The sequence below is a fragment of the Saccharothrix sp. CB00851 genome (assembly GCF_001905065.1).
Taxonomy (GTDB): Bacteria; Actinomycetota; Actinomycetes; order Mycobacteriales; family Pseudonocardiaceae; genus Actinosynnema.
Genome location: NZ_LWLC01000014.1, coordinates 56688 through 72816 on the forward strand (window position 1 = coordinate 56688; position 16129 = coordinate 72816).

The following is a 16129-nucleotide window of genomic DNA, read 5'->3' on the forward strand; positions in this document are numbered from 1 at the left end:
GTTCACCCCTTCGTTCCCCACTTGGCACACGGCCGGCCCAGCCCTCCGGAGCCCGGAATGTACCAGGATGGGGTAGGTGAAGGTGGCCCTTCTCGGCGACTACCGCGCCGACCGGCTGGTCGCACCGCTGTCGGCCGCGGGCGCCGAGGTCGTCGTGCTCGGCGACGCGGGCCGGTACCGGAACGCGACACACCTCCTCGACCGCCTCGACGGTGTCGACGTGCTGCTCCCGACCGTCTTCGCCCCTGGCGAGGAACAGGCGCTGCCGGTGTACGCGCAGGTCGGGAACCACTGGCGAGCCAAGGGGCATGAGGCTCTGACGCATCCCGAGGGTTTCGCCGCCCTTGTCACCGACAAGGTCGAGTTCCACCTCGTCGCCCGGCAGCGCGGCTGGCCGGTCCCTCGCGGCGTCGTGTGCCGGGACCGGATCGAACTCGTCCAGGCCGTGGCGGACCTCGGCTTCCCCGTCGTGGTCAAACAGGCCCGCAGCGAGTCCGGCTCCGGCAGGCGCGTGGTGCGCGACGCCACCGCACTGCGGGATCTGCCGCCGCGCTTCCCCGTCTTGGTGCAGCGCTTCATCACCGGCCAGGAGCACGGCGTGGAGCTCATCACCGCAGCGACCGGCACGGTAGCGTGGCCCGTGGCGTCCTTGGACGCGCTCGACCACGACTGCGCGCCGTGGAAGCGGGCCCGGGTCATGCCCGCCGACCTACCACCCGGGGCGACGGCGGTGCTGGAGGCGTTCGTAGGCGACGTCGTCGAGACCTGGAAGCCGGTCGGCCCGTGGCAGATCGACTTCGCGGTGTCGGACGGCGACCTGCTGGTGATCGAGCTGAACGGTCGGCTCGGCGGGCTGGCGAACCTGGGTTGGGCGTGCACCGGCGACGATCCGTACGCGGTGCTGGGTCGGGTGGCGCTCGGCGCGGCACCCGACCGACCCCGGGCCGGGCGGGTCGCGCTGGAGCTCCCGCTGCGCACCGGGTCGGTGCTCACCCCCGCCCCGGACGGCATGACCGTCAAGCCCTTCGTGCCTACGACGACACGCGGACCGTCGGTGTTCACCGACGCGTACCGGGTGGTCGTCGCGGTGCCCGCCGATCGCGGGGCTGCCGCGGCGGCCTGGTTGCGGACCCTGGACGGCCTGCTGGTCGACCACGGGGCCGCGGTCGACCAACTCGACCGGGGACTGCGTGCCCTGCCCCGCGACCGTCGGTGAAGTCTCCGACCCGAGCACCCGACATGCTTGGGTTCACCCTTGCTACTGGGCGCGAGCGGTTTCACGGTCGGGGCTGGTGGCCGTGGTCGCCGTGGTCGCCGACGGTGCGGGGCCAGGTCCAGGCGTACCGCAGGATGAGGGCGAGGATGATCGCTTCCAGCGCGATGCCAAGGCCGTAGTAGTACGTCCAGGACTCGCCCACCGCGTTGAATGCGGCGAAGGGGACCTGTACCGAGGCCACGATGAGGTTCGTGATGCGGTTCGCCCGCGCGGGCAGCGTCATCGACAGCACGACCATGAGGATCGGGATCGCCATGAGCGCGAGGAAGACGGTCAACAACGCCTGGCTGATGTCGAACTCCCAGACGACGCCGACCAGGATGCCATCGACGACGCCGGGCTTGAAGAAGGCGAGAATGTCCACGTAGGCGTACAGGAACATGAAGCTCGTCCACGCTGCGGCGAGCTTGGCTCTCACCGGGATCCGCTGGTCATCCAGTGTGGCGGCGGGTTGACGCGTTCTCATCACGGGCTCCGTCATTGTGGTGAGGATCGGTAGGTCCACGATCGCTGAGCCCGACGGCGGACACCTCGGCGTCGAGGCCGGACCCGCCTCGGCCGTCGGGAGGAGCGGCGTCTCGTTCTTTCGACCGATCCCCAACGCCTCGGCGGGTGCCGGCGGACCGCGGCATGGCCGGCTGGACAGGTCCGACGAACCGAACCGGTGACACGACCGAGATCTCGGCGGTGCCGCGCGACTGGGGGACCGCTCCGGGTGCGTCGCCCTCGTGCTCAGCGTCGCCGCCCCACCCGGTGAACGACCACTCGTGGACGTTCTGGTGGGACTGACGTCCCGCGGTTCCCGACCATCTGCGGTGGGCCGGCCGCCGACCGACACGATCACCGGTCGTCACAGCAGGTGCGTGCCGGTGTCCGTGCCGCCGACCTCCACCAGGACCGCGCTCCACGCCGCCGTCGGGCTGGTGTCCAGCAGCACCACCCGGCTGCCGGGTGGCACGTCGGCGGTGTGCAGGTTGTGGAACGTGTCGTTCGGCCCCAGGTGGCCGTAGCGGGCGAGGTTGGCGCCGCACGACGGTGCCAACGGGTGGTCGAGGATGTCGGCGTAGTTGCGGTGCGAGGGCACGGACAGGTTCTGCGCCACGTAGCACGTCACGTCGCCGGGTCTCAGCGAGTTGCGCTCCAGGAGGCGGGCGGTGAGGTCGCGCAGGCGGTTGCGGGTCTCCACCGCGAGGCGGAACGAGTAGGTGGCCGGGTCGGCGCACTCCTCCCGCCACTCGCTGAACGGGCGGTCGCGGTAGGGGACGCGGAAGAGGTCCGCGTAGTCACCGTTGGTCTCCAGGAGCACGTCGCGGACGCGGGTGTCACCGGTCCTGGTCAGCACCAGCGCCCCGCCGCTGTCGCCGTTGATCGTCACGGGGTGGCGGTAGCGGCGCGAGGTGGCGGGTTTGCTGCCGTGCGCCACGAGCACGGTCCGCACCTCGGGGTCGCGCAGCAGGCCCGCGGCGGTGAGCAGGGCCGGGGTGAGCGACGTGCAGCCGAGCCCACCGACGGAGAACGCCATCGCGCGCCGCGCGCCGAGGGCGGCCTGCAGGCGGGTGGCGTCGGAGCTGATCAGCGTTTCGGGCGCCCGGGGCTCCACGGTGATCACCACGTCGACCTCGGCCTCGGACACCGATGCGGACGCCAGCGCACGGCGGGCGGCCACGACGGCCAGGTCCGTCGCACTGGACGACTCGGCCACCGCCACGCTCTCGATGCCCAGCGCCGGCCACACCGCCCGTTCGGCGTCCGCCAGGTCCGCCCACTCCGGCAACTCCGCGACCGGCACGGGCTCGCCCAGGCACCAGCCCGAGCCCGCGAGCGCGATCACGCCAGCTCGCCGTAGGCGGTGGCGATCGCCTCGGCCAGTTCCTCCACTTCGGACTGTCCGAAATCGACCAGGCTGTTGACGGCCAGCCGCATCTGCCCGTCCCGCTCGGCCAACGCGATGATCAACGGGAACCACGAGGTCATGGCGCGCTTGAGGTTCACCGACAGGTCCCATCGCGTCCGCAGCAGGCCGATACCCGAGTCGAAGGCCGCCAGATCGCCCGGCACGTGCGCCAGGAGCACGCGCGGCTCGGGCAGGGCGCGCAGTCGACCGACCTCCGGCCCGTGCGGCGACAGGTGCCGCAGCACGCCGTAGCCCACGCCGTCGTGCGGTGCGGACCGGGCACGGTCGACCGCCGTGGCCAACGTGTCCCGCGCGCTCGCGGCCACGGGCAGTGCCACCGGGTGCAGGCTGGTGAACCACCCGATCGACGGTCCCCGCCCGGCGTGCCGGTACACGTTCGGCGTCGCCTCACCCTCCACCATCAGGTAGGCGCCCTCCGCGTCACGCCAGCGGGCCAGGCCGGTGGCGGCCGCGCACAACGCCACCTCCCGCCCGGACGCGTCCGGTGTGGACACCGGCGGCAGCGAGCGCTGCGCCAGGCCGACCCCACCCGGCCCGGTCAGCGTGCCGTACGACGCGCCCTCGCGCAGGACCGCCGTCCAGTACCCCAACTCTCCCGAGACCTCGTCGGACGCCGCCATGTCGTGCAGCCGCCACGCCCACTCCCGCCACCCGGCCGCCGCCGGGCGGGGCGTCGCGGCACGTCCGGCCGCCGCGTCGGCGAGCAGCGCGTCGAGGTCGTCCATCAGCACGACCGTGGACATGTTGTCGAACACGAAGTGGTGCACCAGGAGCACCAGCAGGCCGCCGCGCCGGTGGCCGCGCTCGTAGTAGCGGGCGCGGGCGAGCGGCCCGCGTTCCAGGTCGAGCTCGTCCTTCAACGCCCGGCAGTCGGCCTCGACCACCTCGCGCTCGTCGCCCGGTGGGAGGAAGACGACGTCGAACGGCACCTCGGCGTCCGGCCGGCACTCCGCCCGCGTCCCGACGGCGTTGCGCCGGAACCGGTAGCGCAGTGGTTCGTGCCGCACGACCAGGTGTCGCACGGCGGTGCGGACGACGTCGGCGGTGATGTCGGCGGAAGTCAGTTCCAGCACGTGCACCTCCACGAAGTCGCCACGCCGGTCGGGCAGGTGCTCCAGGAAGCTGCGCATGATCGGGGTCAGCGGGATCGGCCGCTCGTCGACCCGCTCGACGTCGGGCGCCGGCTCGACCACCGGGGCGTCGGCCCGGCCCGCCGCGGTGGGTGCGGCGGCGGGAGTGCCGTCGACCACGGCCGCCGCCGCCAACCCGCCCAAGGTCTGGTGCTGCAACAACTGCTGCGGCGTGATGTGCACGCCCGCCTTGGCCGCCCGCGCCGCCACCCGCACGCCCAGCACGGAGTCGCCGCCCAGCGCGAAGAAGTTGTCGTCCGCCGAGACGTCGGTCACGCCGAGCAGGTCGGCGCAGATCGCGCCGAGCACCTCCACGGCCTTGGTCGGAGCACTGCTCGTCACACGCACCTCCACATCACCGTGCCCGGTTCCCCCGGCCAGGTCGTCCAGCCGCACGTCCGGGTCCGCCACGACCCGCGCGACCACGGCGGGCAGCCACGACGCCAGCCGATCGGCGGTCCGGCGGTCGTACAGCGCGGTGGCGAACTCCACGTAGCCGCTCATGGCGCCGGTGCCCTGGTCCACGACGCCGAAGGTCAGGTCGAACTTCGCGGTGCCGGGCGCGATGCCGGCGATGGCGCCGTCCAGGTAGCGCGAGCACGGCAGGCCGGCCAGTTCGGCGGTCGCCTGCGGCACGTTCTGGTAGGTGTAGACGACGTCGAACAGCGGGTGCCGCGCCGGGTCGCGTCGGCCGAGCACGTCGGCGACGATCTTCTCCAGCGGCACCTCCTCGTGGTCGAGCACGTCCGCCACGGTGCGGGCGCAACGCTGCACGAGGTCGCTGAACCGCATGTCGCCGCGCACGGGCGTGCGGAACGGCAGGACGTTGTTGAAGTAGCCGATCAGGTCGTGGGAGGCCGGGTCGACCCGGCCGGACGTGGCCACGCCCACCACCACGTCGGTGAGCCGTCCCCAGCGGTGCAGCAGGGCGTCGACCACGGCCAGCATGGTGACGAACGTGGTGACCCCCAGCCGCCTGCTCAGCGCCCGCACCGCGCCGGCGTCCCGCTCACCGACCTCGAACTCCACCATGTCGCCCGCGAACGAGCGCGTGGCGGGCCGCGGCCGGTCCAGCGGCAGTTCGGGCGACCGCAGCCCGGCCAGCTCCGACCGCCAGAACCGCAGGTCGGCTTCCAGCGCGCCGTCGGCGAACCGGCGGCGCTGCTGCTCGGCGAAATCGGCGTACTGCGCGGTCAGCACGGGCAGGTCGGGCTCCCGTCCGTACTGCGCGGCCAGGTACAGCTCGGTGAAGTCGCGGAAGAACACCGTGGGAGACCAGCCGTCGAAGACGATGTGGTGGTAGCTCCACATCAGCACGTGGTCCTCTTCGGCCAGGCGCACCAGCGTGGTGCGCACCAGGGGCCCGGTGGCGAGGTCGAACGGCCGCTGGGCCTCCTCGTCCACCAGCCGCCGTGCCTCGCGGTGGCGTTCGGCTTCGGGCAGCCCGCTCAGGTCGATCTCCACGACCTCGGGTTCCTCCTCGCGCACGTACGCCCGCGGCACGCCGTCGTCGTCGGCCGCGATGCGGGTGCGCAGCACTTCGTGCCTGGCCGGCAGGCCGCGCACGGCCGCGACGACCGCGTCGCGGTCCAGCGGGCCGGTCAGCCGCAGGTCGTGTGGGATGTTGTAGAGCGCGGTGCCGGGCTCCAGGTGGTCGAGGTACCACAGCTGCTCCTGGCCGAACGACACCGGCAGCGCACCACCGCGCGGCACCAGCGCCATCGACGCGGGGCCGGCCCCGCCCGTCCGGCCCGCGTCACGCAGTTCGGCCACCCTGGCGGCGAACCCGCGCACGGTCGGGTATGCGTAGAGGTCGGCGAAGGTGAGCCGGATGTCGAAGTCCCGCTCCAGCGTGCGCAGCACGCTGATCCCCGCGAGGGACGTGCCGCCGAGGGCGAAGTAGTCCGAGTCCGGGGTGAGCCCTTCCGCGCCCAGCACGTCCTGCCACACCCGGGCCACCCGGTCCTCGGGGGCGGCGTCGGTGGTCGGGCGCACGGGTTCGGCCGCCGGCCGGGTGACCTGGACCGGGCCGAGGGGACGGCACCAGCAGCGCACCGGCTCGAACGGGTAGGTCGGCGCCTCGATGCGCGGGATGGCGGCGTCGGCGTAGTGCGCGTCCCAGTCGATCCGCGCGCCGAGCCGGTACAGGGCACCGAGCTGGCGCAGCACGCCCCGCCGCCCCGGCACGGAGAACAGCTCAACGCACGGCAGGTCCGGGCGCAGCCCGCGGATCTCGCGGACGAGCACGCCGTTGCCGCCCAGGTCCACCAGCACCGCTTGATCGGCGGCGAACCGCTCGACCACCTGCCCGAGCCGGGCGCGGTCCAGGTCGGCGGTCAGCCCCAGCTCCGCGGCGGCGGTGACGGCGTCCGGCACGGACAGCTTACCCCGGGCCACCAGCACCGCGAGGTTGCCCGCGCCGGAGCCGACCAGGTGCGCGTCCCGCACGCCGAGCGCCCGGGCCAGGTCGAGCAACGCGGTCTGCGCCACCACCAGCCGGGCCGCGGGCGCCTCGGGCAGCGTCACGTCGGCCAGCGCGGGGAACGACGTCGCCAGCCGCGCCCACGTGGCGTCGTCGGGCGCGGCGTCACCGGGCAGCAGCACCACGACCGGCCGGTCGTCGGGCGCGGCGGCGTCCGGCGGCACGGCCGATCGCAGCGCCTTGACCAGCTCCTCCTCGCTCTCCACCGCGAACGCGCCGCGGAACGGGTGGTCGTCGCGGCCCCGGTTCATCGCATGCGCCACGGTCCGCAGGCCGTGCCCCGTGCGTTCGACGAAGTCGGCGAGCCGGTCGCAGTAGGTCTGGAACGCGGCCGCGGATTTCGCCGACACGGTCACCAGCTCCGCGCCGGACCCCGGCTCCGGCACCGCCCGCGCGGGCGGCTGCTCCAGCACCGCGTGCACGTTCGTGCCGGTCATGCCCAGCGCGGTCACACCGGCCCGCCGCGGCACGCCGTCGCGTTCGGGCCACTGCCGGTGCCCGGGGTTGACGTGCACCGGTCCGGACAGGTCGAGCATCGGGTTGGGCGAGGTGAAGTTGGCGGTCGGGTACAGCTCGCCGCGCCCCACCGACAGCAGCGCCTTGAGCAGCCCGACCATGCCCGCGGCGCCGTCGAGGTGGCCGACGTTGCCCTTGACCGAGCCGATCGCGGCGCCCGGCGCGGGCACACCGGCCTCGGTGAACGCCTCGCGCAGCGCGTCCACCTCGATCACGTCGCCCAGGGGCGTGGCCGAGCCGTGGCACTCGACGTAGGCGATGGTGGCCGGGTCGACGTCGGCGTCACGCCAGGCCTGGTGCAGCACCTCGGTCTGCGCGGCCCGGCTGGGCGCACTGAGCCCGACCGCCCGCCTGCCGTTGTGGTTGACCGCGATGCCCTTGACCACGGCCCGGATCGGGTCGCCCGCCGCGACGGCGGCCCGCAGCCTGCGCAGCAGCACGACCGCCCCGCCCTCGCCCGCCAGGGCGCCGGTGGACTTCTCGTCGAACGGCCGGCACCGGCCGTCGGTGGACTCCACGCCCCGGACCGGGTTGTGGCTCTGCTCGGCGAGCAGCACCGGCCGCAGGCTCACACCGCCTGCCAGTGCCAGCTCCGCGGTGCCGTGGCGCAGCGCGTCGACCGCGCCGGCCAACGCGGTGAGGCTGCTGCTGCACGCCGTGTCGACCACGTACGCCGGTCCGATGAGGTCCAGGTGGTAGGAGACGCGCGCGGCGGTGGACGCCGACAGCGCGCCGAGCGTCTGGTGCGGGTCATCGCCCTGGTAGAGGGATTCGTACTCGGACTGCGAGTGCCCGAGCACGACGGCGGTGCGCGACCCGCGCAGCGAACCCGGCGCCAGGCAGGCGTTCTCGATCGCCTCGTGCGCGAGCTGGAGCAGCACCCGCTGGTGCGGGTCCATCATCTCGGCCTCGCGGCGGGAGATGCCGAAGAACCGGTGGTCGAACAGGTCGATCCGGTCCAGGTAGGCCATGGGCACGTACTCGGTGCCCGCGGTGCCGCCGGTGTGCCGCACGCGGGTCGGCGACGGCTGCCCGACCAGGTCGGCGCCCTCGGCCAGCAGCCGGTGCAGGTCGTCCAGCCCGGCCGGGCTGTCGAGGCCGGGCAGCAGGGCCGCGACCCCGATGATGGCGATGTCCTCGTCCCGCACGGCTGCCTCCGTCGTCACAGCTGGTAGTCCCTGGGGTGGGGGTCCTCGACCGCGGCGCCGCCGAGCGCCGCGGCCAACGCGCCCACCGTCGGGTGGTCGAACAGGGCCCGGGGTGCCACGACCCGCCCGAACACCGGCCGGAGCCGGGCGGCGACCCGGATGGCGAGCAGGGAATCGCCGCCGAGCGCGAAGAAGTCGTCACCGCGGCCGACGCGGTCCGCCCCGAGCACGTCGGCCCAGGCCCGGGCGACCGCGCGCTCGTCCGGCGTCGCCGGCGGCACGAACCGCGCCGCACCGGCGGGGAGCCTGTCCTGGTGCGCGGCGGGCGGTGTGGCGCGGTCGGACAGGACCAGGGAGGCGGCGTTGCCCGCCAGGTCCGCCAGCAGGCCCGTGAACTCGTCGAGCAGGGCGGCGGCGGTGGCCGCGTCGAACAGGTCCGGGTCGTAGCCCAACTGGGCGGTCAGCGGTTCGGCGTCGTGCACGACGAGGTGCAGCGGGTAGTTCGTGTTCTCCACCGCTTGGACGTCGACCGCCGCGATGTCGTGGTCCAGCGGGTAGTTCTCGACCACCACCACGCTGTCGAACAGCGCTGTCCCGGCCGGCAGCCCGGCCCACCTCCGCACGTCGGTCAGCGCGGCGTGGTCGGCCGGTCGGCCCTCGGCCTGCAACCGGGCCAGCCAGCCGGGCACGTCGTCGGTCTCCACCCGCACCCGCACCGGCACGGTGTTGACCAGCATCCCGACCACGGTGTCCGCACCGGGCAGGTCCGGGGTCCGCCCGGAGACCACCAGGCCGAAGCACACGTCACGCGTGCCGCCGTGCCGGGCCAGCAGCAGCGCCCACGCGCCCTGCACCACCGTGCCGAGCGTGAGCCGGTTGCGCCGCGCGAACCCCCGCACGCCGGCGGGCAGCTCGGCCACGTGGACGGCAGAGGAGCACGACAGGTGCGCGCGGTCCGGCGGCCGGTCGTAGGGCAACGCGGTCGGCCCGCGGAACCCCTCGAACAGCGCCCGCCAGCGCTCCTTCCCCGGGTCCCGGCGCAGCACCCGCGCCACGTGGTCGCGGAACGGCCGTCGCGACCGTGGCCCGCCAAGCACCTCCGACAGCACCAGGAACGCGCTCCAGCCGTCCAGCAGCAGGTGGTGGAACGTCCACAGCAGACGGATCTCGCGGTCGCCGGTGCGGACGAGGGCCAGGCGGGTCAACGTGTCCGCCGCCAGGTCGAACCCGGCCGCCCGGTCCTCGGCCAGCAGCCGCCGCCACCGCTCGTCGTCGGCCGCGCCGCGCCAGTCGTGGTGGGTGATCGGCACGTCGACCGACCGCCGCACCACCTGCACCGGCTCGTGCACCCCCACCCACACCACGGACGTGCGCAGCGCCGGGTTCGCGTCGACCACCCGCCGCCACGCCCGGGCCAAGCCGTCCGGGTCGGCGTCGGTGAGGGTCAGGTGCAGCTGCTCCACGTAGGCGTCGGGCCGGGAGAGGCTGTGGAACAGCATCCCGCTCTGCGCGGGCGTGAGCGGGTAGACGTCCTCGATCGACCGCCCGTCACCGGCGATCAGGTCCAGCTCGTCGGGCGCCAGCCGGGCCAGCGGGAAGTCCGACGGCGTGACGCCGCCCGCACCCGGTCCGGCGCAGTGCGCGGCGATCTCCCGCAACGCGGCCAGCACGTCCTCGGCGATCCGCTCGACCTCCGGCGTCGGGTGGGCGTCCGGCGCGTGCAGCCACTCGACCTCCAGCTCACCACCGGCCGTGACGGAGGCCGTGACGTCCAGGCGTGGCGTGGTCGTCGGCGGCTTGGCCAACCGGATGCCGCCCCGCACGCGGGCGAACGCGGCGTCGTAGCGCCCGAGGTAGTTGACCCGCGCCAGCGGCCGGTGGTCGGCCGGGTGCGTGGTCGTCAGCCACCGCAGGACACCGTGGCTCAGCGCGTGCCGGTGCGCGGTGCGCAGTCGCTCCTTCACCGCCTTGACCACCGTGCCCCAGTCCGAGTCGGGCAGCTCGGCGGTGAACGGGAACAGGGTGGTGAACCAACCGACCGTGCGGGACAGGTCGACCCCGTCGAACAGGTCCTCCCGCCCGTGGCCCTCCAGCTCCAGCGGCACCCGCGCCTGCCCGCTCCACCGGGCCAGCACCCGGCCCACCGCGGCGACCAGCACGTCCTCGGCGCCGGCGCGGTAGGCGGTGGACGCGTCGCGCAGCAACGCGGCCGTCTCCTCCGCGGACAGCCGCACGGTGACGGCGTGCTCGGGCAGCTCGGCCTCGGCCCGCCGCGCCGTCGCGGCGACCGCGCGTTCCCAGTACTCCAGGTGGTCGGTGAACTTCTCGGCCCCGGCGTGCAACCGCCGCGCCCACTCCCGGAACGACGTGGTCCGCGGCCCGAGGTCGACGGGGCGGCCGGCGGCGGCCTGGTCGTAGCCGGTGGCCAGGTCTTCCAGCAGGATCCGCCACGACACCCCGTCCACGACGAGGTGGTGCGCCAGCAGCACCAACCGCGACGCGTCGGGCGACAGGACGGCCCGGAACAGCGGTCCGGTGGCCAGCGGGGCCCGCCACTCGTCCGGCGGGAGCGGCCCGGTGGTGAAGACCTCGCCGCACTCGGCCGGCACGTGCTGCCGCCACTGCCCGTCGACCCGCTCGAACCGGGCGCGCAGCAGGTCGTGCCGGACCGGCAGCGCTTCGACCGCGGTCCGCAGCGCGGCCACGTCCACGTCGGGGTCCAGCTCCACCTCGACCCACTGCGCGAAGTGCTCCGGAGTGGGCGAGGTCGCCAGGAACCAGTGCTGGACCGGGGTCAACGGCACCGGGCCGGTCGCGGGCTCCCGTTCGGCGGACAGGGGCCGGGCGGCTGTGGCGTGTGCCGCGACCCCGCTGAGCGTCTGGTGCAGGAACACGTCCCGGGGCGTCACCGACACCCCGAGCTCACGGGCCCGCGACACCACCTGGATGCTGAGGATGGAGTCGCCGCCGAGGGCGAAGAAGTTGTCGTCCGCGCCGACCCGTTCCACGCCCAGCACTTCCGCCCAGACGCGCGCCAGCACCTCCTCGTGCGGCCCGCTCGGCGGCACGTGGGCGCGTCCGGTCCGGGCGCGCGGCGGCGGCAGGGCCTTGCGGTCGACCTTGCCGTTGACCATGAGCGGCAGCGCGGTGAGCGGCACGATCACGGCGGGCACCAGATGGGCGGGCACCCGGTCGGCCAGGAACCGGCGCAGCTCGTCGGCGCCGGGGCCCCCGACGACGTAGGCGACGAGCTGCTTGTGGCCGGGCACGTGCTCGTGCGGCACGACGACCACCTCGGTCACGCCGGGGTGGCGGCGCAGCGCCGCTTCCACCTCGCCCGGTTCCACCCGGAACCCGCGGATCTTGACCTGGTCGTCGGTGCGGCCCAGGAACTCCAGCAGCCCGTCGGCGGTCCAGCGCACCAGGTCGCCGGTGCGGTAGAGCCGGTCCCCGTGCCCGAACGGGTCGGCGACGAACCGGCGCGCGGTCAGCCCGGGGTGGCCGAGGTAGCCGCGAGCCAGGCCGGTGCCGCCGATGTGCAGCTCACCGGGCACGCCGACCGGCACCGGGTCCAGGTTCTCGTCCAGCACGTAGCACCGCGTGCCCGTGACCGGCCGCCCGATCGGCAGGGACGCGGCGCCGAGGTCGACCGGGCGCACCGCGTGCGCCGCCGCGAACGTGGTGCCCTCGGTGGGGCCGTAGCCGTCCACGATCCGCAGGCCCGGCACGTGCCGCAGCACCGCGGCGCAGTGGCCCGGCGAGATCACGTCACCACCGCTGCCCAGGTGGCGCAGCCCGGCGAACGCGGTCGGGTCGGCGGCGGCGACCTCGTGGAACAGGCCTGCGGTCAACCACAGCACGGTGACGCCGTGCGCGGCGGTGAACGCGCGCAGGTCGTCCGGCGACAGCAGCGTCCCGGAGGACACCACCAGCCGGGCGCCGGACAGCAGCGTCGCCCAGATCTCGAACGTGGAGGCGTCGAACGACAGCGTGGAGCACTGCGCCACCACGTCGTGCGGGCCGATCGGGAACGGGTCGCCCTCGGCGAGCCGGGCCACCGAGCGGTGCTCGACCAGCACGCCCTTGGGACGACCGGTGGATCCGGAGGTGAACATCACGTACGCGGCGTTGCGCGGCCGGACCACGACCGGCGGCGCGTGGTCGGGCTGCCGGTCGTCCGGCGCCGGGTCCACGACGTCGATCCCGGCGGGCAGCCGTTCCCGCGCGTCGGCGGGCGCGAGCACCAGGCGTGCGCCGGAGTCGGCGATCATGTCGGCGAGCCGACCGGCCGGGTAGCCGGGGTCCAGCGGCACGAACGCGGCGCCGGCCTTGAGGATGCCCAGCAGCGCGACGGTGGCGGGCAGGCCGCGCGACGCGCACAGGCCGACGCGGTCTTCCGGCCGCACGCCCCGGGCCAGCAGGCCGTGGGCGAGCCGGTTGGCCGCCGCGTCCAGCTCCCGGTAGGTCAGCGAGGTGCCGTCGCAGGTCACCGCGACGGCGTCGGGGCGTCGGGCGACGTGGTCGGCGAACCGGCCGGTGATCGTGCGATCCGGGCTCGGCGCACCGGAGGTCCAGTCGTGCAGGACTTGCCGCCGTTCGCCGGGGGTGAGCAGGCGCAGCCGGGACAGTGGTCGGTGCGGGTCGGCGGTGAGGTCGTCGAGCAGCACCAGAAAGCGGTCGACCAGCCGGGTGATGGTGGTGTCGTCGAACAGGTCGGTGCTGTACTCCACGACCAGGTGCAGGCCGTGGTCGTCGCGGGTGAACTCCAAGGTCAGGTCGAACACGGCGGCTTGGCGCGGCGGGTCGAACTCCACCACGTGCAGGCCGGCCAGCTCGGGCGGCGCGGCCGGCGCGTTCTGCAGCGCCACCACCACGTTCACCAGCGGTGAGCGGCCGGCGTCACGTTCGGGTTGCAGCAGTTCGACCAGGCGGTGGAACGGGACCTCGTCGTGGTCGAGCGCGTCGCGGACGGTGTCGTTCACGCGCCGCAGGAAGTCCACGAAGGACAGTTCGGGGTCGACGTGCGACCGGATCACCACGGTGTTGACGAAGAACCCGACCAGACCGGCCAGGTCGGGGTGGTCGCGGCCGGAGGTCACCGTGCCGACGGCGATGTCGCGCTGACCGCTCACCCGCGCCAGGAACGCCTGCGTGCCCGCCATGAGCGCGGTGAACAGCGTCGCGCCGTGGGCGCGGCCCAGCTCGACCAGGCCCGCGGCGACGTCGGGCGGCACCGTGCGGCGGTGGGTCGAGCCGGCCGCGGTGCGCACCGCCGGACGCGGCCGGTCCGCGGGCAGGTCCAGCACCGCCATCCCGGCCAGCCGCCGTTCCCAGTGCACGAGGTGCGCGTCCAGCACGGCCCCGGTGAGGCCGGCACGTTGCCGGCGCGCGAAGTCGGTGTAGCGCAGGGGCAGCGGCGCGAGGTCGGCTTCCTGCCCGCGCACGGCGGCCGAGTAGCACAGGCCCAGCTCGTGCGCGAGCACGCCCATCGACCAGCCGTCGGTGACGATGTGGTGCAGGCACAGCACGAGCAGGTGCTCGCCGTCCTCGTCCGCCGCCAGCACGGCCGCGCGCAGCAGCGGTCCGGTCCGCAGGTCGAACGGCCGGGCCACGAAGTCGGCCAGCCCGGCCTGTGCCCCCGTCTCCACCTGCACCTCGTAGGGCGGTCCCACCACCTGGGTGCCGCGGCCGTCGACGGTGTGGAAGGTGGTGCGCAACTGCTCGTGCCGGGCGACGAGCCGGGTCAGGGCGGCGCCCAAGGCGTCCAGGTCCGGCTCACCGCGCAGCCGGAACCCCGCCGTGGTGGTGTACTCGGTGCCGCCGGGCGCGAACTCGTCCAGGAACCACAGGCGTTCCTGGGCGTACGACAGGGGCGCCGAGGTCTCCGGCGACGTGGTCCCGCCACCTGGTCGGTGGTGGTCGTCGGACGACAGCGCCGCGGCCAGCGCCTCGACCGTCCGCAACGCGAACACCTGGCGCGCGGGCAGGTTCCGGTCCAGCGCGGCGACGACCCGCATCGCCAGGATCGAGTCACCGCCCAGCGCCACGAAGTCGTCGTGCGCGCCGACCCGCTCGACGCCGAGCACGTCGCGCCACACAGCGGCGACCCGTTCCTCGGCGGGGGTCCGCGGTGGCGTCACGGGGCCGGTGGACCGGGCCCGGGGCAGGTTGCGCCGGTCGAGCTTGCCGTTGGCGGTCAGCGGGAGCGCGGCGAGCGGCACCACCAGCGACGGCACCGCCTGGGCGGGCAGGAGGCGGGCGACGTACGACCGCAACGCGTCCGGCGTCCCGTCGGCCACGACGTAGGCGACGAGCCGGTCGTCCCGCAGGACCACGGCCGCGGCGGACACGTCGGGCCGCCGCAGCAGCGTCGCCTCGACCTCGCCCGGGTCGACCCGGGCGCCGCGCACCTTCACGTGCCCGCCGACGCGGCCCAGGTGGTCGAGCAGGCCGTCCGGCCGGCGGCGCACCAGGTCGCCGGTGCGGTACATGCGGCTGCCGGGCGGGCCGTGCGGGTCGGCGACGAACGACGCGGCGGTCAGGCCCGGCCGGTCGAGGTAGCCGCGGGCCACGCCGGGACCGGCCAGGTACAGCTCGCCCTCGTCGGCCGGCCGCAGGTCGGCGTCCAGCACGTGCGCGCGGGCGCCCGCGATCGGGCGGCCCAGCACCGCGTGGTCGACCTCGGTCACCGGGCACAGCAGGCTCTCCACCGCGACCTCGGTGGTGCCGTAGGCGTTGTGCGCGGCGACACCCGCCGCGACCAGGCTCGCGCACAGGTCAGGGTCGACCGGTTCTCCCCCCGTGACCACGACCCGCGGTCGGTGCTCGCCGTCGAGCAGGCCGGCGCGCAGGAGTTCGCGCAGCCGTGACGGCGTCTCGTCCAGCACGTCGATCCCGGCGGCCACCACGTGGTCGACCAGCGCCCCCGGGTCGGCGAGCGTGTCCTCGGCGATCACGTGCAGCTCGTGCCCGGCCAGCATCCACAGCAGCGGCAGCCACATCGCGTCGAAGCCGAGCCCCGCGGTGTGGGCGACCTTGAGCCGTGACGCCGAGGCGAACAGGCCGCGGCGGTGGTGGTCGTGCAGCGCGATCAGACCGCGGTGGGTGGCGAGTACGCCGTTCGGGCGACCGGTGGAGCCGGACGTGTGCAGGACGTAGGCGAGGTGGTCGGGCGTGAGCCGGGGCGGGGGCGTGCTGCTCGGCGGGTGGTCGTCGTCGATGAGGGCGGTCGGGATGTCGGGCAGCCGGTGCGCGAGCCGCCCTCGGGTGAGCACGAGTGCCGGTCGGGCGTCGGCGACCAGTTCGGCCAGGCGCGCGTCGGGCAGGTCGACGGCCAGCGGCACGACCGCGCCGCCGGCCCGCAGGACCGCGAGCAGCGCCACCACCGCGTCCACGCCGCGTTCGAGGAGCAGTCCGACCGGCTCCTCCACCCGCACACCACGGGCGAGCAGTCCGCCGGCCACCAGGTCGACCCTGGCGGCCAGTTGCCGGAAGGTCAGCCGCTGCCCGCCGCACACCACCGCGATCAGGTCCGGCTCGACGGCGGCACGGGCCGCGAAGAGGTCTGGCACGCTTCCCACCGACAAGTGATCGACATCCATGCGCAATTCCGCCAGTCGACTCCGGATATCGTCATCGAACGCAACAACGGGAGCACCGACG

The 16129-nt window shown here is 74.5% G+C and carries 5 protein-coding genes; 1 reads left to right on the top strand and 4 read right to left on the bottom strand.

Translation table 11 applies throughout. The features are described from left to right. Positions 1–76 precede the first annotated feature (76 nt). A complete protein-coding gene (locus A6A25_RS16195; protein ID WP_073890673.1) occupies positions 77–1216 on the top strand; it encodes an ATP-binding protein in 1140 nt (379 codons plus the stop codon). Positions 1217–1277: 61 nt separating this feature from the next. Here A6A25_RS16195 and A6A25_RS16200 read toward each other — a convergent pair whose 3' ends face one another. From A6A25_RS16200 to A6A25_RS16215, 4 genes are all read right to left on the bottom strand, one after another. Further along, entirely contained in the window at positions 1278–1694 is a 417-nt protein-coding gene (locus A6A25_RS16200) for a DUF6326 family protein (RefSeq protein WP_241828742.1), read from the bottom strand. 432 nt (positions 1695–2126) lie between these two features. Next, entirely contained in the window at positions 2127–3107 is a 981-nt protein-coding gene (locus A6A25_RS16205) for a 3-oxoacyl-ACP synthase (RefSeq protein ID WP_073890676.1), read from the bottom strand. Next, positions 3104–8485 (bottom strand): condensation domain-containing protein, encoded by a 5382-nt coding sequence (locus tag A6A25_RS16210; RefSeq protein ID WP_241828743.1) that lies wholly within the window; start codon positions 8483–8485, stop codon positions 3104–3106. The genes A6A25_RS16205 and A6A25_RS16210 overlap by 4 nt, the downstream gene beginning before the upstream one ends. Continuing rightward, a complete protein-coding gene (locus A6A25_RS16215; RefSeq protein WP_241828744.1) occupies positions 8482–16038 on the bottom strand; it encodes a non-ribosomal peptide synthetase in 7557 nt (2518 codons plus the stop codon). The genes A6A25_RS16210 and A6A25_RS16215 overlap by 4 nt, the downstream gene beginning before the upstream one ends. Positions 16039–16129: the final 91 nt, after the last annotated feature.